General features: G+C 74.1%; 18 protein-coding genes. 6 read left to right on the top strand and 12 right to left on the bottom strand.

The features are described 5' to 3' along the window. Nucleotides 1-30: 30 nt before the first annotated feature. A complete protein-coding gene (locus RDV89_RS02880) occupies nt 31-657 on the bottom strand; it encodes a manganese efflux pump MntP (RefSeq protein WP_315731143.1) in 627 nt (208 codons plus the stop codon). A gap of 348 nt (nt 658-1,005) precedes the next feature. On the opposite strand from RDV89_RS02880, the gene RDV89_RS02885 reads away from it, so the two are divergent. After that, nucleotides 1,006-2,190: an acyl-CoA dehydrogenase family protein gene (locus RDV89_RS02885; RefSeq protein ID WP_315731145.1), complete on the top strand. Its 1,185-nt coding sequence runs from the start codon at nt 1,006-1,008 to the stop codon at nt 2,188-2,190. An 11-nt stretch (nt 2,191-2,201) separates the two neighbouring features. Beyond that, nucleotides 2,202-3,353, top strand: coding sequence for an acyl-CoA dehydrogenase family protein (locus tag RDV89_RS02890; protein WP_315731147.1), 1,152 nt, complete (start codon nt 2,202-2,204; stop codon nt 3,351-3,353). A 34-nt stretch (nt 3,354-3,387) separates the two neighbouring features. Here the strand turns inward: RDV89_RS02890 and RDV89_RS02895 are convergent, their stop codons facing one another. Then, nucleotides 3,388-4,989, bottom strand: a complete 1,602-nt coding sequence (locus RDV89_RS02895; RefSeq protein WP_315731149.1) for a GAF domain-containing sensor histidine kinase — start codon at nt 4,987-4,989, stop codon at nt 3,388-3,390. Nucleotides 4,990-5,342: 353 nt separating this feature from the next. On the opposite strand from RDV89_RS02895, the gene RDV89_RS02900 reads away from it, so the two are divergent. Then, on the top strand, nt 5,343-6,185 hold the full coding sequence (locus tag RDV89_RS02900) for a YqjF family protein (RefSeq protein ID WP_315731151.1): 843 nt from the start codon (nt 5,343-5,345) through the stop codon (nt 6,183-6,185). On the opposite strand, the gene pdxH is transcribed toward RDV89_RS02900, so the two are convergent. Next, complete coding sequence (pdxH, locus tag RDV89_RS02905) at nt 6,137-6,805, bottom strand: pyridoxamine 5'-phosphate oxidase (protein ID WP_315731153.1); 669 nt, start codon at nt 6,803-6,805, stop codon at nt 6,137-6,139. The two genes, RDV89_RS02900 and pdxH, sit on opposite strands and share 49 nt — an antisense overlap. Nucleotides 6,806-6,933: 128 nt before the next feature. On the opposite strand from pdxH, the gene RDV89_RS02910 reads away from it, so the two are divergent. Continuing rightward, a complete protein-coding gene (locus tag RDV89_RS02910) occupies nt 6,934-8,037 on the top strand; it encodes a citrate synthase 2 (protein ID WP_315731154.1) in 1,104 nt (367 codons plus the stop codon). Between the two features lie 22 nt (nt 8,038-8,059). On the opposite strand, the gene RDV89_RS02915 is transcribed toward RDV89_RS02910, so the two are convergent. The 3 genes from RDV89_RS02915 to RDV89_RS02925 all read right to left on the bottom strand — a co-directional run bounded on the left by RDV89_RS02915 (nt 8,060) and on the right by RDV89_RS02925 (nt 9,981). Further along, nucleotides 8,060-8,665, bottom strand: a complete 606-nt coding sequence (locus tag RDV89_RS02915) for a VldE C-terminal domain-containing protein (RefSeq protein ID WP_315731155.1) — start codon at nt 8,663-8,665, stop codon at nt 8,060-8,062. Between the two features lie 106 nt (nt 8,666-8,771). Continuing rightward, the gene (locus RDV89_RS02920) at nt 8,772-9,419 is read right to left on the bottom strand and encodes a hypothetical protein (RefSeq protein WP_315731156.1); all 648 of its coding nucleotides are present in this window, start codon (nt 9,417-9,419) and stop codon (nt 8,772-8,774) included. 4 nt (nt 9,420-9,423) lie between these two features. Beyond that, the gene (locus RDV89_RS02925) at nt 9,424-9,981 is read right to left on the bottom strand and encodes a GNAT family N-acetyltransferase (RefSeq protein WP_315731157.1); all 558 of its coding nucleotides are present in this window, start codon (nt 9,979-9,981) and stop codon (nt 9,424-9,426) included. 50 nt (nt 9,982-10,031) lie between these two features. Here RDV89_RS02925 and serC point away from each other — a divergent pair, with 50 nt between their 5' ends. Beyond that, the gene (gene serC / locus RDV89_RS02930; RefSeq protein WP_315731158.1) at nt 10,032-11,186 is read left to right on the top strand and encodes a phosphoserine transaminase; all 1,155 of its coding nucleotides are present in this window, start codon (nt 10,032-10,034) and stop codon (nt 11,184-11,186) included. Between the two features lie 3 nt (nt 11,187-11,189). On the opposite strand, the gene RDV89_RS02935 is transcribed toward serC, so the two are convergent. From RDV89_RS02935 to RDV89_RS02950, 4 genes are all read right to left on the bottom strand, one after another. Then, the gene (locus RDV89_RS02935) at nt 11,190-13,103 is read right to left on the bottom strand and encodes an ABC transporter ATP-binding protein (protein ID WP_315731518.1); all 1,914 of its coding nucleotides are present in this window, start codon (nt 13,101-13,103) and stop codon (nt 11,190-11,192) included. A gap of 86 nt (nt 13,104-13,189) precedes the next feature. Beyond that, the gene (locus RDV89_RS02940) at nt 13,190-14,923 is read right to left on the bottom strand and encodes an ABC transporter ATP-binding protein (protein WP_315731520.1); all 1,734 of its coding nucleotides are present in this window, start codon (nt 14,921-14,923) and stop codon (nt 13,190-13,192) included. Continuing rightward, nucleotides 14,923-15,585, bottom strand: a complete 663-nt coding sequence (locus RDV89_RS02945; protein ID WP_315731159.1) for a TetR/AcrR family transcriptional regulator — start codon at nt 15,583-15,585, stop codon at nt 14,923-14,925. Before RDV89_RS02945 ends, RDV89_RS02940 begins: the two co-directional genes overlap by 1 nt. 24 nt (nt 15,586-15,609) lie before the next feature. Further along, complete coding sequence (locus RDV89_RS02950; RefSeq protein WP_315731161.1) at nt 15,610-17,370, bottom strand: endo-1,4-beta-xylanase; 1,761 nt, start codon at nt 17,368-17,370, stop codon at nt 15,610-15,612. 80 nt (nt 17,371-17,450) lie between these two features. Here RDV89_RS02950 and RDV89_RS02955 point away from each other — a divergent pair, with 80 nt between their 5' ends. Beyond that, nucleotides 17,451-18,260 (top strand): polysaccharide pyruvyl transferase family protein, encoded by an 810-nt coding sequence (locus RDV89_RS02955; RefSeq protein ID WP_315731162.1) that lies wholly within the window; start codon nt 17,451-17,453, stop codon nt 18,258-18,260. Here RDV89_RS02955 and RDV89_RS02960 read toward each other — a convergent pair. Further along, complete coding sequence (locus RDV89_RS02960) at nt 18,250-19,224, bottom strand: hypothetical protein (protein ID WP_315731164.1); 975 nt, start codon at nt 19,222-19,224, stop codon at nt 18,250-18,252. The genes RDV89_RS02955 and RDV89_RS02960 overlap by 11 nt on opposite strands. Before the next feature lie 76 nt (nt 19,225-19,300). Continuing rightward, the gene (locus RDV89_RS02965) at nt 19,301-19,816 is read right to left on the bottom strand and encodes an O-acetyl-ADP-ribose deacetylase (protein ID WP_315731166.1); all 516 of its coding nucleotides are present in this window, start codon (nt 19,814-19,816) and stop codon (nt 19,301-19,303) included. Between the last annotated feature and the right edge of the window lie 120 nt (nt 19,817-19,936).

The following is a 19,936-nucleotide window of genomic DNA, read 5'->3' on the forward strand; positions in this document are numbered from 1 at the left end:
CAGGAAGGGGTGCCGGCGGACCCGCCCGCGTCAGCCGAGCACGCCGAGGTGGTCGAGCAGGATGCGCAGGCCGATCAGCACGAGGATCGCGCCGCCCACCAGCTCGGCGTAGCGACCGAGCCGCTCACCGACCCGGGCACCGACGAAGACGGCGGCGAGGGAGAGCAGCAGCGTGACGACGCCGATCATGGCGACCGCCTCGAGCACGGCGCCGACGCCCATGTCGAGCACGCCGAAGGTGACGCCGACGGCGGCGGCGTCGATGGAGGTGGCGACGGCGAGGGGCAGCACGACGGCCAGCGTCAGCGGGGCGTACGCGGCGACACCGGCGCCGGCCGCGGCCCCCGTCCCGCCCGAGGCGCCGGCAGCCTCGTCGTCCTCGTCGTCGGAGAGACCCTCGCGGATCATCACGACGCCGAGGTAGGCGAGCAGGGCGAAGGCGATCCAGGGTGCGACGGCGCTGACGACGCCGGCGAACCAGAACGACAGGGCCCAGCCGCCGAGCGGCATCACGGCCTGGAACAGGCCGAAGGCGACGGCCAGGAAGGCGGCGTCACGCCACCGGGGGCGGTACATCCGCATGCCCTGGGCCACCGACACCGCGACGGCGTCCATGGCGAGGGCGAAACCGAGCACGACGAGCTCGAGGTAGGTCACGAGAGATCCTTCACGTCGGGCTGGACGAGGATCCGGGTGCAGCAGACCTCGACCAGCGGATTCCACTGGTCGAAGGTCTCGCTCACCCGTGAGCGTTCACGGGCGGGACGGCCGGGCTCCCACGTCGCCGTGGTCGCCAGTATGTCGACCGCCCCTGCCGACTCGCGCCGGCCGGGCTACTCCCCTTCGCGCCGCTCAGCGTAGGCCATGGGGCCGGCGTCCGCGAAACGCGTCCGCACCGCGACCCCGGCCTGGACCAGGACCCGTCGGGGGCGGTCGCCGCGCCCGGTTGTCGGTACCGCCCAGTACGGTGACCCACGTCACCACGACCAAGCGCCAGGAGGTGCTGTGCGACTGCAGCTGTCCGAGGAGGACGAGGCGTTCCGCGCCGAGCTCCGCGAGTTCTTCACGACGAAGGTGGACGAGGACGTCCGCGCGACGGTGCGCGACCGGGGCTCGCTGACGAAGGAGCAGATCGTCAGCGCCCACCGCACCCTGCACGAGGCGGGTCTCGCGGTGCCGCACTGGCCGAAGGAGTGGGGCGGGCGCGACTGGTCGCCGCTGCGACGCCACCTGTGGCACGAGGAGATGCAGCACGCCTGCGTCCCGCCTCCGCTGGCGTTCAACGCCTCGATGATCGGGCCGGTGATCGCCCAGTTCGGCACGCAGGAGCAGAAGGAGCGCTTCCTCCCGCCGACCGCCAACCTCGACATCTGGTGGAGCCAGGGCTTCTCCGAGCCCGACGCCGGCTCCGACCTCGCGTCGCTGCGCACGACGGCGGTGCGCGACGGCGACGACTGGATCGTCAACGGCCAGAAGACGTGGACGACGCTGGGCCAGTGGGGCGACTGGATCTTCACGCTGGTCCGCACCGACCCGTCGGTGAAGAAGCAGGCCGGCATCTCGATGCTGCTCATCGACATGACGACCCCCGGCGTCGAGGTGCGACCGATCGAGCTGATCGACGGCAGCCACGAGGTCAACGAGGTCTGGTTCACCGACGTGCGCGTGCCGGCCGAGAACCTGGTCGGCGAGGTCAACTCGGGCTGGACGCAGGCGAAGTTCCTGCTCGGCAACGAGAGGGTCGGCGTCGCGCCGGTGGGTGCGACGAAGCGGGTCCTGGCGCAGGCCAAGGAGTGGGCCGCGAGCCAGCGCACCGGCGGCTCGGACAGCGGCACGCTGCTCGACGACCCGTCGGTCGCCGCCCGGGTCGCCGAGCTGGAGAACGAGCTGCTCGCCCTCGAGCTGACGGCGCTGCGGGTCGTCGCCAACTCGGCGGACGGCAAGCCGCACCCGGCGTCCTCGGTGCTGAAGCTGAAGGGCACCGAGCTGCAGCAGGCCGTCTCCGAGCTGGTGGTCGACCTCGCCGGGCCGGGCGGGCTCGCGTTCGGCTCGACCGGTTCCGACAGCGACGCCGAGCAGTGGCAGCGGCGCAGCACCCCGGCGTACCTCAACCTGCGCAAGGCCTCGATCTACGGGGGCTCCAACGAGGTGCAGCGTCAGATCATCGCCGGCACGATCCTGGGTCTGTAGGGAGGCACGAGATGGACTTCGAGCTCGACGAGGAGCAGGTCGCCCTCCGCGACGCGGTGCGCGGCCTGCTGGGCAGGACGTACGACGACTTCGAGACCCGGCGCCGCACGGCGGCCGGCGACCGTGGCTACGACGAGGGCGTGTGGACGGGCATGGCCGAGATGGGCCTGCTGGGCCTGCCGTTCGCCGAGGACGACGGTGGCCTCGGCGCGGGTTGGCTGGAGGTGGGCCTGGTCGCCGAGCAGATCGGGCGGGTGGTGGCCCCGGAGCCCTACCTCGCAGCGGTCGTGCTCGCCGGCGGTCTCGTCGCCACGGTCGGCGACGCCGAGCAGCGCGCGACGGTCCTTGGCGCGTTGAGCGCCGGGGAGTCGCTGCCGACGCTGGCGCACGCGGAGCCGGGATCGCGGTGGGGCTCGGCGGCGCACGGCGTCCGTGCCGTCGCCGACGGCGACGCCTGGCGTCTCGACGGCGTCAAGGAGCCGGTGCCCTGGGGTGCCGAGGCGGACGTGCTGGTGGTCTCCGCGGCGCTGCCCGACGGCGGCACCGGCCTGTTCCTCCTCGAGGCGGGCGCCGAGGGCGTCACCCGCTCCGGCTTCCGCACCACCGACGGCGGCCGGGCCGCGCGGGTACGCCTGGACGGGGCCACCGCGACACCGCTCGGCGAGGCCGGTGCGGACCGCTCGTCCGAGATCGCCGCGGCGTACGACCTGACCCGCGTCGTCGCCGCCCAGCAGGCGGTCGGGGCGATGGCGGCGGCGCTGGAGTCGACGTCGGGCTACCTCTCGAGCCGCCGGCAGTTCGGCGTGCCGCTCAAGACGTTCCAGGCACTGACGTTCCGGGCGGCGGACATGTACGTGGCGCTCGAGCTCGCGCGCAGCCTCGCGCTGTGGGCGCTGATGGTGCACGCGGATCCCGAGCAGGACGCCGCGTCGCGGTCGGCGGCGGCCACCCGTGCCTGGGCGCAGGTCGCCAAGGCCGGGCGGCACCTCGGCCAGGAGGCGATCCAGCTGCACGGCGGCATCGGGATGACGGCGGAGTACGCGGTGGGCACCTACGCCGCGCACCTCACCGCGCTCGACCAGCTGCTCGGCGACGCCCGCCACCACGTCGGCGTCCTCGCCCGCGACGTCGGCGGGCACGGGGTGCTCGACCCGCTGGGCTGAGCGGGACACGCGCGACGCGGCGGTCAGTCGGCGGTCAGTCGGGCAGGGGCACGGTCCACTCGAGGACCGTGCCCACGCCGGCGCCGCTGACCACGCGCACCGTGCCGCCGAACGCCTGCGCGCGGCGGCGCACGTTCGTCAGGCCGCTCTCGGGCAGCGGGCCGTCGAAGCCCACGCCGTCGTCGCCGACGAGGAGGGTCAGTACGCCGGCCTCGACGCGCAGCTCGACCTCGACGGCGCGAGCCCGGGCGTGCTTGACGACGTTGGACAGCGCCTCGCGCAGCGTGGCGAGCAGGGAGTCCGCGACGGTCGAGGAGACCGTCGTGTCCAGCGGGCCGTGCAGACCGACGGTGGGCGCGTGGCCGAGGAGCTCGGCGTACTCGGAGGTCAGCAGGCCGACCTCCTGGCGCAGCGAGCGGGCCCGCACCTGGCTGAGCTCGAAGATCGTGGTGCGGATGTCGCGGATGGTCTGGTCGAGGTCGCCAACGATGACGTCGAGGCGCTCCTGGTCCTCGTGCGGCAGCCGCACCCGCATGCCCTGCAGCTGCAGCCCCGTGGCGAAGAGCCGCTGGATCACGACGTCGTGCAGGTCGCGGGCGATCCGCTCGCGGTCGGCCAGCACGAGCATCTCCGCCCGCTCCGCGAGGGCGTCGAGACGGTCGATCGACGAGGTGGCCTGGCTGGTGAACGACGCCAGCAGGTCGAGCTCCTCCTGGTCGGGGGCCGGGGCGCCGCGGCGCAGCACGATCCCCAGCACGAGCCGCTCGGTGAGCCGCAGCGGCACGGGGACGACCACCACGACGGTCGGGTCGACCCGGGCGAGGACCGGGCGGTGCTCGCGCACCGCGGTCAGCACCGCGGCGTGCACGGGGGTGCCGGGCGCGATGTGCTCGGGCCGCACGAAGTCGCCGAAGCTCGTGTCGGTCTCGTCCTCGGCGACGAGGACGAGGTCGTCGTCGACGAGGCGGCCCAGCGCGACCGCCCGCGCGTGGAAGAGCCAGCTCACCAGCTCGACGACGTGGGTGAGGGCGCGGCGCTTCTCCAGCGGGGGCTGGAGAAGCTCGGCGAGCCGGGCGGAGACCTGCAGCCACTCGCTGCGCCGGTCGGCGCGCCGCCGCGAGTCCGCGAGGGCGAGGACGTGGCTGGCGCGGTCCGCCAGCCACTCGAGCAGCAGGGCGTGGTGGCCGGTGAAGGGTCCGCCGTCGCGCCTCTCGCCGAGGTAGAGGACCCCGATGCGCCGCCCGCCGTGGTCGATGCCGACCCCGAGGAAGCGGTCGATCGCCGGGTGGCCCTCCGGCAGCGTCCCGTCGCCCGGCGTCGAGCCCAGGTGGTCGACCAGCACTGGCCGGTCGGCCCGCAGGAGGTCGCCGAGCACCCCGTGCCCGACCGGCAGGGCGCCGATGCGGGCCATCTCGTCGTCGTCGAGACCGTGCAGGTGGAAGTCGCGCATCCGGCCCTCGTCGTCGAGCACCGCGAGGACGCCGTAGGTGGCCCCGGTCAGCTCGGCTGCGACGTCGACGATGCGGGGCAGCAGCTCGTCGAGGGGGAGGTCGGCCGTGACCCGGTCGAGCAGCTCCAGCACCTCGGCGCGCTGCTCGGCGGACACGAGGTCGGTGATCGACGGCGGTCGGGCCATGGGCCCACGGTAGTGGGGACTCGGACCCGGCAGGCGGGGCCGCACCCGGAAATGGGGACGGCCCGCAGGCGTGGCCCCTCGGTGGGGACCTCCTCCGGCGGACATGGTCCGGAGCGCCTGCGGGCCGGGTGACTGCCCGTGGATTGCCAGCGGCTGTCTGACGCCGGCAACGACGCGCGACCGGTCGGTCGTCCGCGCCGTGCGACGGAGCTGCTAGCGAGCAGCCACCTCACGTGCCCTAGAAGAAACCATTGTCTTGGACCACCTCCTTTCCCGTGTACGAAAAACGGTACGCCGGGTGCCCGGGGCCATCAACCCTTTTTCCGGCGCCGTCCTGCTGCCACGATCGAGGGGTGCACGCCACCGCCCCCGGGACCCCGACGAGGCCCGCGGCGACGCGGGTCGGGGAGACCGAGCCGCTCGGGCCGGTCCCGCCCCACCGCCTGGAGCGCATCCTGATGAACCAGGACTGGCGCGACCTGACCTACGTCCACTGGGCGGTGCCCGCCACCCGCGTGGCCCCGCTGCTGCCGCCGGGGGTGCGCCCCGACGAGCACGACGGCGCCACCTACGTCGGTCTCGTGCCGTTCCGGATGGTCGACGCCGGGCCGGGTCGCCGCAGCAGCGTGCCCTGGCTGGGCACCTTCCTCGAGACCAACGTGCGGCTCTACACCGTCGACCGGGACGGGCGCCGTGGCGTGCTGTTCCGCAGCCTCGACTGCGAACGTCTCGCCGTGGTCGCGGGCGCACGGCTGGGCTTCGCCGTCCCGTACCGCTGGTCGCGGATGCGTCACGACGTCCTGCACACGAGCGCCGGCGAGGTGCACACGTACGCCTCCCGGTTGCGGGCCCCGCGCCGCGCGGCGTCCAGCGTGCTGACGGTGCGCGTGGGCGCGCCGCGCGAGGCGACGCCGCTGGACCTGTTCCTCTCGGCGCGCTGGCGCCTGCACACCCGGATGCTCGGTGCGACCCTGCGCGTGCCGAACGAGCACGGCGTGTGGCCGCTGCACGACGCCGAGGTCCTCGAGCTGCGCGACGAGCTGCTGGCGTCGGTGGGGTTCGACGACCTCGCCGGGCGCACGCCCGACCACGTCGCCTTCAGCCCGGGCGTGCACACCCGCTTCGGCCTGCCCGAGCGCGTCGGCGCTCAGGGGGCGAGCCGCTCGACCTCCCAGGTCTCGCCGGAGCGCCGGTAGACGAGCCGGTCGTGCAACCGGCTGGGGCGGCCCTGCCAGAACTCGACGGTCTCCGGCACGACGAGGTAGCCGCCCCACTCGGGCGGCACGGGCACGTCCTCGACGTCGGCGAAGCGCTGCTCGACCTCCTCGTAGGTCGCCGTCAGCTCCTCGCGCGAGGCGACCGGCCGCGACTGCGCCGAGGCCCACGCACCGATCCGCGAGCCGCGCGGACGACGGTCGAAGTACGCGCGCACGTCGGCGTCGTCGAGCGGCACCGCGCGGCCGTCGACGCGCACCTGCCGCTCCAGCTGGTGCCAGGGGAACAGCAGGGCGCAGCGCGGCTCCGCCGCCAGGCCGGCGCCTTTGCGCGACGCGATGTTGGTGAAGAACCGGAAGCCGTCCGGGCCGAACCCCTTGAGCAGCACGAAGCGGCTCGACGGCGCGCCGTCGGGGTCGACCGTGGCCACGACCATCGCGTTCGGCTCGCCGATCGCGGCGGCCGCGGCCTCGTCGTACCAGCGGGAGAACAGCGCGATCGGCTCGGGCGTGAGGTCGCCGACGTCGAGCCCGCCGGCGGCGTACTCCTCGCGCAGGTCGGCCAGGTCGCGGGACGGCTCGGAGGATCGGGGCTCGCTCATGAGGACGACGGTAACCAGGGTGCGGACGGCCCCGTGGCGACCGGCGGGTAACCACGGGCAGAATGCGGCGCAGGAATCGTCGTCACACCACGTCACGACGCCGGAAGCACCGAAGGAGAGCGCCCCACATGGTCGAGGTCCACCACGGGTTGGAAGGCGTCGTCGCCTTCGAGACGCAGATCGCCGAGCCCGACAAGGAGGGATCGGCGCTGCGCTACCGCGGGGTCGACATCGAGGACATCGTCGGCCGCGTGCCGTTCGAGAACGTCTGGGGCCTGCTGATCGACGGCGCGTACGCCCCCGGCCTCGCGCCGGCCGAGCCGTTCAACCTGCCGGTGCACACCGGCGACGTCCGCGTCGACGTCCAGGCCGCGGTGGCCATGCTCGCGCCGGCCTTCGGGTTCGGCCAGACCTACGACATCTCCGACGAGCAGGCGCGCGAGGACATCGGCCGCCTCGCGGTCATGGTGCTCTCCTACGCCGCCCAGTCGGCCCGCGGCCTGCACCAGGCGGTCGTGCCGCAGAAGGTCGTCGACGAGGGCCGCACCCTCGCGGAGAAGTTCCTCATCCGCTGGAAGGGCGAGGCCGACCCGAAGCACGCCCACGCCATCGACGCGTACTGGTCCAGCGCCGCCGAGCACGGCATGAACGCCTCGACGTTCACCGCCCGCGTGATCACCTCGACCGGCGCCGACGTGGCCGCCGCGTTCTCCGGCGCCATCGGCGCCATGAGCGGCCCGCTGCACGGCGGCGCCCCGTCGCGCGTGCTCGGCATGATCGAGGAGGTCGAGCGCCGCGGCGACGCCCGGGCGTACGTCAAGGAGCTGCTCGACGGCGGCGAGCGGCTGATGGGCTTCGGCCACCGCGTCTACCGCGCCGAGGACCCACGGGCGCGGGTCCTGCGCCGCACCGCGCGCGAGCTCGACGCCCCCCGCTACCAGGTCGCCGAGGCGCTGGAGCAGGCCGCGCTCGCCGAGCTGCGCGAGCGCCGCCCCGACCGCGTCCTCGAGACCAACGTCGAGTTCTGGGCCGCGATCGTCCTCGACTTCGCCGAGGTCCCCGCGCCGATGTTCACCTCGATGTTCACCTGCGCGCGCACCGGCGGCTGGTCGGCCCACATCCTGGAGCAGAAGAAGACCGGGCGGCTGATCCGCCCGTCCGCCGTCTACACCGGCCCCGAGGCGCGTCCCGCCTCCGCCGTGGAGGGCTGGGACGCGGCCTGGGGCGCCTGACCCGACCGCCGGCGCGCGGCGGTCAGCGGCGGTACGCCGTCGTGTGGCCGTTCGCGCCGGTCCAGCTCAGCGTCACGTGGACGTGGTCGAGGTGGCGCAGGGTGGCCGGGCAGTTGCGGATGTCCCACAGGTCCTTGCACGACGCGTGCCGGTAGGGCCGCTCCTGGTAGCCGTTCCACGCCGACCAGATCTTGTCGTTGAAGATGATGTAGGCGACGCCGTAGCGGCGGGCGAGCGCGGCGTACTGGTTGCCCTCGAAGGCCCGCATCTCACGCAGGTAGCGGCCGAACGTGTCACGGCCGCTCGCCGTGCGCGCGTCGAGGTTCCAGTCGATCGCGCGGCTCTCCTTGTGCTCCGACTGCCCGCCGACGTTGCAGGCGCGCGTGATGCCGATGATCCGACCGCCGTAGCGCGAGGTCAGCATGTTCGCGTACGCCCGCGTGCCCGCGCGCACCTCGGAGATGCAGTGCTTCTGCGGCTCGTAGCGGGGGTACGGGTCGACCGGCGAGCGGTACGCGGCCAGGCCCGGCGCCGCGCCGGCGGATGTCGGCGCCGCGAGCGTGGCGAGGCCGGCGAGGAGTGCGGCGAGCAGGACGAGCAGCTGGGGCCCGCGACGGACGTGCGACATTCGGATTCCCTCCCGATGGGACATGACGAGTCCTCATCGGCGGGCAACGGGGCGGCCTGAGCACCCGATGGGGTGAGATCTGCGACCGACCCGCCCCGGGTCCCGGCTACCTACCGGCCGGCGGGTCCGGCACGACCGGCGGCTCGGGCAGGGGACGTGTCGTCGCGGCGAGGTACGCACGGCCGCGCGGCGAGATCGCGTACCCCACCTCGAAGCTCTGCGTCAGCCCCAGGTTCTTCAGCTTGCGCACGTCGATCTTGAACGGGTCGCGCTCGCGCCCGACGGCGGCGGCCAGGTCGGGGGCGCGGCGGTGCGGGTGGTCGCGCACGAGCGCGAGCGTGAGCATCGTCCACGCCCCGTGGCTGCTGGCGCGGTCGAGCCGCTCGAGGCGGCGGTCGAGGTCGGCGACCGCGGCGGCGTCGAGGTCGTCGTCGTCGCGCAGCGCCAGCCGCGGGTCCTCCCCCGCCCAGGCGAGCCCGACCCGGAACACACGCTGGTCGGGCTGGCCCTCGGCCGGGGGCTCCACCGGCCGCAGCCGGCGACGCAGGGCGTCGGGGTCGGCGAACCCGGCGGCCTCCGCGTCGGCCTGGTCCACGGCCTCCTCGTCGACGACGTCGACGCTCGTCACCCGCACGACGCCCGCGACCGTGCGGAACTGCGAGCCGACCTTCACGCCCGGGCGGCGCCAGCGCCGGAACGCCAGGGTCACGGAGCCGTCGGCGACCCCGTGGGCGACCTTCGGCGGGAGCAGCACGGGCTCATCCTGCCGCGCGGCGGCCGCCGAGGGAACGGCCGAGGTAGACCGACTGCTCGGAGTCGCGGTAGTGCCCGTAGGCACCCACCTCGGCGTAGCCGGCCGAGCGGTACAGCGCGATGGCCGCCGGCTGCATCAACCCCGTCTCCAGCACGAGACCGTCGAAGCCGGCCGTCACCGCGTCGGACTCCAGGTGGGCCAGCACCGCGCGCGAGTAGCCGCGGCCACGGTGGGTGGGCGCCACGTACATCCGCTTGATCTCCGCCGCCCGCCCGATCCGCGGCTCGACGACGTCGGGACGCGCCCGCCAGGCGCCGGTGGCGACGGCCTCGCCGCCCGGTGCGTACCCCACGAAGAACGACCCGGCCGGCGGCTCGAACTCGGCGGGCTCCATCGGCGACTCGTCGGGGCTGCCGTAGAGCACCGTGTACTCGGCCTGCACCTGCGCCACGAGCCGCAGCGCGTCGGGGTGTCCGTAGCCCACCCGCTCGAGCCGCAGACCTCCGCCGACCGCTCCGCCGGGCGTCTCGCCGGCCACCGTGCCCACCACCGCGCTGCCCACCTCCGGGTCTGGTGTCCGCGACCTCCGCCGACGCCTGCGAGACTAGAACGGTGACGCGCGACCTCGTGATTCCTGCCGAGCTGCTGCCCGCCGACGGACGTTTCGGCGCGGGCCCCTCCAAGGTGCCCGCCGAGGCGCTGGCCGCGCTGGCCGCCTCCGGACCCCGCCTGCTGGGCACCTCCCACCGCCAGGAGCCGGTCAAGGCCCTCGTCGGGGGCGTGCAGGAGAAGCTGGCCCAGCTGTACGCGCTGCCCGAGGGCTACCGGGTCGTGCTCGGCCTCGGCGGCGCCAGCGCGTTCTGGGACGTGGCGACCTTCAGCCTCGTGCGGGAGCGCAGCGCGCACGGCGTCTTCGGCGAGTTCGGCGGCAAGTTCGCCGCCGCCTCGGCGGCAGCGCCGTGGCTGGCCGAGCCGTTCGTCGGCCGCGGCGAGCCGGGCACGGTCGCCTGGCCCGACCACGACGAGCGCTACGACCCCGACCTGGTGGACGTGTTCGCGTACCCCCACAACGAGACCTCGACGGGCGTGATGGTGCCGCAGGTCCTGCGCGGCCCCGAGCACGCGCTGACGGTCGTCGACGGCACCTCGGCCGCGGGCGGGCTGTGGGTCGATCCCGCGGACGTCGACGTCTACTACTTCTCGCCGCAGAAGGGGCTCGCCTCCGACGGCGGGCTGTGGTTCGCGCTGATGTCGCCGGCCGCCCTGGCCCGCGTCGAGGAGATCGCCGCGTCGGGCCGGTTCATCCCCGCGTTCCTCGACCTGTCGGTCGCGGTGGAGAACTCGGCGAAGCGCCAGACGCTCAACACCCCGGCCATCGCCACGCTGTTCCTGGTCGACGCCCAGCTCGACCGGATGCTCGCCCAGGGCGGGCTCGCCGGCATGGTCTCGCGCACGAACCGCAACGCGGCCGCGATCTACGACTGGGCCGAGGAGCGGGAGTGGGCGACCCCGTTCGTCGCGAACCCGGCGCTGCGCTCCGCGGTCGTGGCGACCGTCGACCTCGCGACCGAGGGCGACCTCGCCGTCGACGCGGGCCGCGTCTCGGCGGTGCTGCGCGCCAACGGCGTCGTCGACGTCGACCCCTACCGCAAGCTCGGCCGCAACCAGCTGCGCGTCGCCTGCTTCCCGGCGGTCGAGACCGACGACCTGCGGGCGCTCACCCGCAGCGTCGACTGGGTCGTCGAGCAGCTGCGCTCCGGCGCCTGAGGCTCACGACGCCTCCGCCTCCGCCCCCGCGAACTGCGAGCGGTAGAGGGCGGCGTACGCCCCGTCGGCGGCGAGCAGCTCGCCGTGCGTGCCCTGCTCCACGATGCGGCCGGCCTCCATCACCAGGATGAGGTCGGCGTCGCGGATCGTGGAGAGCCGGTGCGCGATGACGAACGAGGTGCGGTCGGCGCGCAGCGCCCCCATCGCGTGCTGCAGCAGCAGCTCGGTGCGGGTGTCGACCGAGCTCGTCGCCTCGTCGAGGATCAGCAGCGCCGGGTCGGCCAGGAATGCCCGCGCGATGGTCAGCAGCTGCCGCTCGCCCGCGGAGAGGTTCTCGCCGTTCTCGGTGACCACCGTGTCGTACCCGTCGGGCAGCGAGGCCACGAAGCGGTCGACGTACGTGGCCCGCGCGGCCTCCATGATGTCGTCCTCGCTCGCCCCCGGTCGCCCGTACGCGATGTTGTCGCGGATCGTGCCCTCGAACAGCCACGTGTCCTGCAGGACCATGCCGGTCTGCGCCCGCAGGTCGTGGCGCGACAGCGTCGTGACGTCGACGCCGTCGAGGGTGATCCGGCCGGCGTCGAGCTCGTAGAAGCGGAGCACGAGGTTGACCAGCGTGGTCTTGCCGGCGCCCGTCGGGCCGACGATCGCGACGGTCTGGCCGGGCCGCGCGACGAGCGAGAGGTCCTCGATCAGCGGGCGGTCGGGGCTGTAGGAGAACGCGACGTTCTCGAACGCGACCTCGCCGCGTCCGCGGGGCGCGTCGGCCGCCGCGGCGGCCCGGGCGGCCACGACGGTCGCCGCGACCTCCTCGTCGGCGTCGAGCAGCTCGAAGACCCGCTCCGCGGAGGCGACGCCCGACTGCAGCAGGTTGGTCATCGAGGCGACCGTGGTCAGCGGCTGGTTGAACTGCCGGGAGTACTGGATGAACGCCTGCACGTCGCCGATCGTGATCGCGCCCGCGGTCACCCGGAAGGCGCCGACGACAGCGACCACGACGTACGAGATGTTGCCGATCAGCATCATCACCGGCATCAGCATCCCCGAGACGAACTGGGCGCGGTACGCCGCGTCGTACAGCTCGTCGTTCTGCTCGGCGAAGGTGTGCGCCGCGGCCCGGCGGCGCCCCATCACGGTGACGAGCGCGTGCCCGGAGATCGACTCCTCGACGTGGGCGTTGAGCGAGCCCGTGCGGCGCCACTGCGTGACGAACTGCGGCTGGCTGCGCTTCATCACGGCTCCGGTGAGCAGCAGCGAGACGGGCACGGCGATGAGCGCGACCAGCGCCAGCAGCGGTGAGATCCACAGCATCATCGCGAGGATCCCGACGACCGTGAGCAGCGAGGTCAGCAGCTGGCTCATCGTCTGCTGCAGGGTCTGGCCGACGTTGTCGATGTCGTTGGTGACGCGGCTGAGCAGCTCGCCGCGCGGCGCCTTGTCGAAGGTCGACAGCGGCATCGCGTGCACCTTGCGCTCGACGTCGCTGCGCAGCTCGCGGATCGTGGACTGCACCACGTCGTTGAGCAGGAACCCCTGCAGCCACGCGAGGCCGGCGGCGACGACGTACACCCCCAGCACGATCAGCAGCGCCTGGCCGACGGCCCCGAAGTCGACCCCCTGGCCCGGCACGAGGCCCCGCATGCCGGAGACGAGGTCGGCCAGCTGGTCCTGGCCGTTCGCGCGCAGCCCGGCCTCGGCCTGCTCCGCGCTCTGCCCGGCGGGCAGCTGCTCTCCGACGAAGCCGGCGAAGACCAGGTCGGTCGCTCGGCCCAGCAGCCACGGACCGAGCGACATCAGGGTGACGCTGCCGACGGCGAGCACCAGCACCAGCGACGCCTTTGCCCGCTGCGGCCGCATCCGCCCGACCAGCCGGCGCGCCGAGGGGACGAAGGTCATCGCCTTCTCCCCCGCGCCCATCTGCCCGGCCGGGCCGGGGCCCCGCTGGGGGACGCTGATCCGCTCGGTCGCGCGCAGGCCGCCCGACTCCTGCTTCTCGTCGGCGCTCACGCCGCCTCCTCCGCGCTCAGCTGGGACGTGACGATCTCGGCGTACGTCGGGCACCCCTCGACCAGCTCGTCGTGGGTGCCCGAGCCGACCAGGTGGCCGTCCTCGAGCACGAGGATCAGGTCCGCGTCGCGGATCGTGGAGATCCGCTGCGCCACGACCAGCACGCACGACTCGGTGGTCCACGGCCGCAGCGCCGCGCGCAACCGGGCGTCGGTGGCGAGGTCGAGCGCCGAGAACGAGTCGTCGAACAGGTAGACCTCCGGACGGCGCACGAGCGCCCGCGCGATGGCGAGGCGCTGACGCTGGCCGCCGGAGAAGTTCGTGCCGCCCTGGGCGACCGGCGAGGCGAGGCCCTCGGGCAGCGCCTCCACGAAGTCGCGCGCCTGCGCGACCTCGAGGGCCTCCCACATCTGCTCCTCGGTCGCGTCCTCGCGCCCGTGGCGCAGGTTGTCGGCGATCGTGCCGCTGAACAGGAACGCCCGCTGCGGCACCAGCCCGATCCGCGACCACAGCAGCTCGGGGTCCAGGTCGCGCACGTCGACCCCGTCGACGAGCACCCGGCCCTCCGTGGCGTCCATGAGGCGCGGCACGAGGTCCACCAGGGTCGTCTTGCCCGAGCCCGTCGAGCCGATCACCGCGACCGTCTGGCCCGGGCCGGCGGCGAAGGAGACGTCGGTCAGCACGGGGCTGGCGGCCCCCGGGTGGGTGAACCCGGCGCCCTCGAAGCGCAAGGTCGCGCGCTCGGGCAGATCGGTGACCGGGCGCGCGGGCGGGTGCACGCTCGACTCGGTCTCCAGGACCTCGCCGATCCGGTCGGCGCAGACCGCCGCCCGCGGGATCTGCATCAGCATGAAGGTGCCCATCATCACCGACATCACGATCTGCATGAGGTACGCGATGAACGCCGTCAGCTGGCCGACCCCCAGCTCGCCGGAGTCGACGCGGTGGCCGCCGAACCAGATGACGGCGACGCTGGCGACGTTGACGACGAGCATCACGAGCGGGAACAGCGTCGCGAGCCAGCGACCGGCGCGGATCGAGACCTCGGTCAGCCGGGCGTTCGCCTCGTCGAAGCGCAGCGTCTCCTCCGGCTCGCGCACGAAGGCACGCACCACGCGGATCCCGGTGATCTGCTCGCGCAGCACCCGGTTGACCGTGTCGATGCGCCACTGCTGCGCCCGGAAGTTCGGCACCATGCCGCGCACGACGACCGCGACGACGGCGAAGAGCACCGGCACGACCACGGCGAAGATCCAGGACAGCCCGACGTCGGTGTAGAGCGCCATCCCGATGCCGCCGATCATCATGATCGGCACCGACACCGCGATGCTGCACGTCATCAGGGTCAGCATCTGCACCTGCTGCACGTCGTTGGTGACGCGGGTGATCAGCGACGGGGCGCCGAACTGGCCGACCTCGCGGCCCGAGAAGCCGGTGATCCGGTCGAACAGCGCGGCCCGCAGGTCGCGCCCGACCGCCATCGCCGTGCGGGCGGAGAACCACACCGCGCTGACCTGGCAGACGATCTGCCCCAGGCAGACCGCGAGCATGACCGCGCCGATGCGCAGCACGTGTCCCGTGTCGCCCTGGGTGACGCCGTCGTCGATGATCGAGGCGTTGAGGTTGGGCAGGAACAGCATCGCGCCCGTCGAGCCGAGCTGGAGCAGGGCGATCGCGCCGAGCTGGCGCCGGTAGGGCCGCAGGTGCTCGCGCAGGAGCCGGAACAGCATCACGCCTCCGTCGTCGGGGTGGCCGGGGTGACCGGGGTGGCCGGGGTGGCCGGGGCGGTGGGGCGCAGCGTGCCGCGCAGGATCACGTCGACGATCTGCTCGGGGGTGAGCAGGGCGTCCTCGCCGATGTGGGGGTGGCTGCCGGAGAACGTGAGCAGCCGCAGCAGGCGCACGACCTCCGCGAGCGGCACGCGGAAGGCGTCCGCGTCGGGCTCGAGCAGCGCGGTCAGTCGCGCCGTCGAGCGGCGCCCGGCCTCGAGGCGCTGCTCGTCGGGGTCGGCGCGCCGGGGAGGTCCGACGATGCCGAGCGCGGTCATCACGTGGAAGATCCGACGGAAGCGCGCCTGGGTGGCGCGGGTGGCGACGAGCAGGCGCTCCTCGAGCGGCAGCGCCCGGTCGACCGCGTCGAGCTCGGCGGCGAAGTCGGTCGGGTCGAGGACGTCGTCCAGCACGGCCGCGAACAGCTCGTCCTTCGTCGCGAAGACGCGGAACAGGGTGCCCTCGGCGATACCGGCCGCCTCGGCGATCTGGCGGGTCGTGGCGGCGCGGCCGTGCTCGAGCACGACGGGCAGCGCGGCGTCGAGCACGGCGCTGCGGCGGTCGGCCGGGGGCAGGGGGCGGGCGCGGGGCACAAGCCCCGAGCGTACGGAGTGAGTGCTCACTCACCCAACTGTCGACCCCGGCAGCTACGGCGTCGCGGCTCCCGGCGCGGCCCCGCCGAGCACGTCCCGCACCGCGGCGTACGCGGGCCTGGGCGCGCCGTCGTCGAACAGGAGGTCGTGGCCCTGCTGCAGGCCGCCGTCGTCGTCGATCCACCAGTCGTAGCGGTCGTCCACGCCCCACGTCGTCCAGGAGACGCACGCCTGCGAGCGCAGGCAGGTCGCGAGGACCGTGGCGTACTGCTCCGCCTGGGCCTCCTCGCCCTCGGCGTCCGTGACGTCGTTCTCGGAGATCCGGACGTCCAGCCCGGCGGCCGCGAAGGTGTCGAGCGTCGTGGTCAGGTCGTCGGCCGAGATCGCGTCGGTGTCGAGGTCGTAGACGTGCGACTGCAGACCGACGCCGTCGATGTGCCCGCCCCGCGCGTTGGCGTCGAGAACGAGCTCGAGCAGGGCGTCCTGGCGGGGGCCGGGCACGTCGGCGCCGTTCTCGTTGACGAACTGCCGCACGTCCGGGTCCGCGGCGTGGACCGCCTGGGAGACCACCACCGGGTAGGTCGGCCCGAAGACCCGGTGCCACACGTTCTCCTGCAGGCGGGTGCCCTGGTCGACGTCGAACGGTTCGTTGACGACGTCGAGCGAGTCGAGACGACCCCGGAAGTGGGTGACCACGGTGGTCACGTAGTCGAGCAGGACCTCGCCGCTGGCCCGGCGCTCCGCCTCCGAGCCGGTGGGCAGCTCCTGCATCCAGCGGGGCATCGCCTCGGTGAAGGCGATGGTGTGGCCGTGCACGGCCATCCCCTTGCTCTCGGCGAGGTCGAGGAGGGCGTCGGCCTCCTCGAAGGCGTACTCCCCCTGCCGCGGGGAGAGGGCCTGCGGCTTCATCGCGTTCTCCGGGGTGAGGGCACCGAAGTCGCCGACGAGGGCCTCGGCGTAGTCCGCGTCCGACGCGAGCGGGCCCAGGGCCACGGCCGCACCCACCAGGAAGTCCGGACGGGAGCGGGCGGCGAGAGCCTGCAGGCCGTCCGCCGACGGCGCGGCGTCGGCCGCGGCGGGGCCCGCGGCCGCCAGTCGGGCACCGTCCGGGGCCGCGGCGGTCAGCGAGTCGACGGTGAAGGACCCCTCGTCGCTCCACAGGCCCCACCAGAGCCGCCCCGAGTCGAACACGCCGCCGAGGGGGACGGACGTCAGGGTCTCGCGACCGCTCGCCACCTCGAGCTGATCGCCGGTGCGGCGGACGGACAGCTCCGCCTCCGGATCGGCGGGCGTCACCGTCTCGTCGTGCACCGGCCGGGGGTCGGTCACGTCCTGCTGGGGAGAGCCGTCGAAGACGGCGATCCGGAGATCGTCGCCGCGCAGCGTGAGCTGCAGGCCCGCCGGCTCGATCCGGAACTCGTCGGCGATCACCGGCGGGCTGTCGTGGACGGCCAAGGTGGCGTCGCCGTTCACGTCCGTGAGCGAGGCCTCGAAAGAGAAGTCTCCGGACGTCACCAGGTGCGTCCCCCCGAGGTTGACCGGCGGGTCCGCCTGACCCTCCCCGCCGTCTTGCTCGACGATGCTCCTCCCCGTCGCCGTCACCCTCAGGACGTCGCCGTCCACGACGACCCCGGGCACGTGCCCCCAGTCCTGCTGCAGGACGTCGACGACGGCGCCCCGCCCGGCCGACGGGCCCGACGGGCCCGACGAGGCCGACGGGTCCGTCGAGGTGCAGCCCGCCAGGACGAGGAGGAGGCCGAGCGCCGCCGCGCCCGCGACGCGGCGGGGCGCACCGTGGCCGCTCGGTTCCGTCATGGCACGCATTGTGCCGCGCGGACGCTAGGGTCCGTGCGGGCTGCGGGACCCGCGGCCTCCGCCGAGACCGAGGAGCCGTCGTGCCCGTCCGCACGTTCTACTGGGACGCCAGCCGCGGCGAGCCCGTGCGCTGGCCCCGTCGCCCGAAGCCCGGGCAGTGGCGCCACGGCAACGCCGGCGACGAGTTCAACACCGACCTGATCGACTGGGCGTACCCCGGCCTCGGCCACACCAACGACGCCGACGCCGGCCCCCGCGTCCTGCTCGTCGGCTCCACGGTGCACCGTGCGCTCGACGGCGACGTGCTCGCCGGCGTCGGCAGCAAGGGCGTCGCCGTCCCGCGCGACGTGACGGTGCGGATCGTCGGGCTGCGCGGCCCGCGCACCCTCGCGGCCGTCGAGGAGGCCGGGCACGACACCGGCGACCTGCGCTTCCTGGGCGACCCCGGGCTGCTCATCGGCGAGGTGCACCCCTCGTTGCAGGAGGTGGACGCGCGCCGCGGCCGCGTGGCCTTCATCCCGCACTACCGCGAGCGGGCCGAGCACGCCTCCACGCGCCGCTACCGGCTCGTCGACATCGACGCGACCCCGCTGCAGGTCGGCCGGGAGATCCGCCGCGCCGAGGTGGTGCTGACCTCCTCGCTGCACGGCCTCGTGTGGGCGCACGCGCTGGGCCGTCCGGCCGTGCTGGTGCAGCCGCGCACCCCCGAGCCGGAGATCAAGTACGTCGACTACACCGAGTCGGTCGGGCTCGCCTGGCGCACGCCGCCGACCCTCGACGAGGCCCTGGAGCAGAGCCCGAGCGCCACGCCGCACGACGTCTCCGCGGTGGTGCGCCAGATCGCGCTCCCCACGTTGGAGGAGCTGCGCGGCGCAGGCGTCACGGCCTGAGGTAGCGCCGGTCCAGGAACGCGAAGCCGCCGCTCAGGTCGTTGATGCCGTAGCCGACCAGGAGCCGGTCGTCGGCCAGCGCCAGGCCGGAGAAGTAGGTCACGAAGAGCGCCCTGGGGTTGTGCACGCCCGGCCGCGGCCGGGCGTCGCGCCAGGAGTGCACGAGCCGGTCCGGGTGCACGGTGACGCGCTCGCCGCGCACGCGGACGAGGCGGCCGACGTACCCCCGACGCTCCTCGCCGTCGCGACCGGTGCGGTAGAGCTTCTCGTGGCCCACCAGCAGCAGGTCGTCGCCGGCCCGCACGGGCTGCGAGCCCAGCGAGAGGCTGCGGCGCCAGCCGAGACCCACGGCGCCCTCGAGCCCGGCGCTCGCGTCGTCGGCCCCCGGACGCGCCGTCACGCGCTCGAAGACCAGCGCGTCGCCGGAGCCGACGACCCCCTTCGCGAGCCGCAGCCGCACCAGCGGCGCCAGGCCGTAGATCGCCGCGAGCCCACCGTCGTCCCCGGTGTGGAAGGCCCAGTTCTTCTCGATCCGCGCGCGACCCTCGAGCTCGCACCACTGCGGCGGCCCGAGCGTGGGGGTCAGCGCGATCACGCCCAGCCCGTTGGGCTCGGGGTGCGTGAACCCGGTGTTGAAGGTGACCAGCACCCGACCGTCGTGGGCGAACAGCTTGGGGTCGGCCACCGGGCCGACACCGTGGGCCGCCGCGTGGGCCGTCAGGTCGACGAGCTCGCCCGGCTCGAGGCCGTCGGGCGTGCGTCGCAGCGCGGTCCAGTACGCCCGGAAGGGCTTGGCCGTCGAACCCGGCCCGAAGGCGCGGAACACGAGGTGGACCGTGTCGCCGTCGACCAGCACGCTGGGGTTGAAGGCGTTGCGCTCGCCGTAGGGCGCCAGCACCGCAGCCAGCTGCTCGGGCAGCCCCGAGCGATCCATCCGGCCGACCCGCCGCACCCGCACCACCATGCGCGCAAGGGTAGGGGCGCGGACGTGGGGGCACCCGGGTGGCCCGGGCGGTGCCCCTGCCGAAGTCGGCTCGGGCTCAGCCGCGGCGAGCGCCGAGCGCGGCGTCCACGTCGGCGTACGCCCGGCGACCGAACGCCACGATCCGCGCCTCGATGACGTCGGTCGGGGTCGAGCCGAGGACCTCGACCGCGCAGGCGATCGCGTCGTCGCGCGGCCAGCCGTACACCCCCGCGCTCACCAGCGGGAAGGCCACCGACCGCGCGCCGAGCTCGTCGGCGACCGCCAGCGCGTTGCGGTAGCAGGACTCCAGCAGCCCGCGGTCGCGCTCGCCGCGCGTGTGGTTCGGCCCGACGACGTGGATCACCCAGCGGGCCGGGAGGTCGCCGGCCGTCGTCCAGCCGGCCTCGCCCGTGCCCAGCCCGTCGGGGAAGCGCCGCACGCAGTCGGCCAGCACGGCCGGACCACCCGCGGCGTGGATCGCGCCGTCCACCCCGCCGCCGCCCCGCATCCCCCGGTTCGCGGCGTTGACGACCGCGTCGACGCGCTGCGTCGTGATGTCGCCGTGGACGGCCGTGACGTGTGCGTGTCCCATGCCGCGACGGTACGCCCGCGTGCCGCCGCCGCTGCCCCACCCGGGCGGGGCGCACCGGACGGGCGCGACAGAAGGAAAACGCGGACGGAGAGCCCTCGCCGGGCACCATCCGTCCGCGTT

The organism is Nocardioides imazamoxiresistens (genome assembly GCF_032378595.1).
Lineage (GTDB): Bacteria > Actinomycetota > Actinomycetes > Propionibacteriales > Nocardioidaceae > Nocardioides > Nocardioides imazamoxiresistens.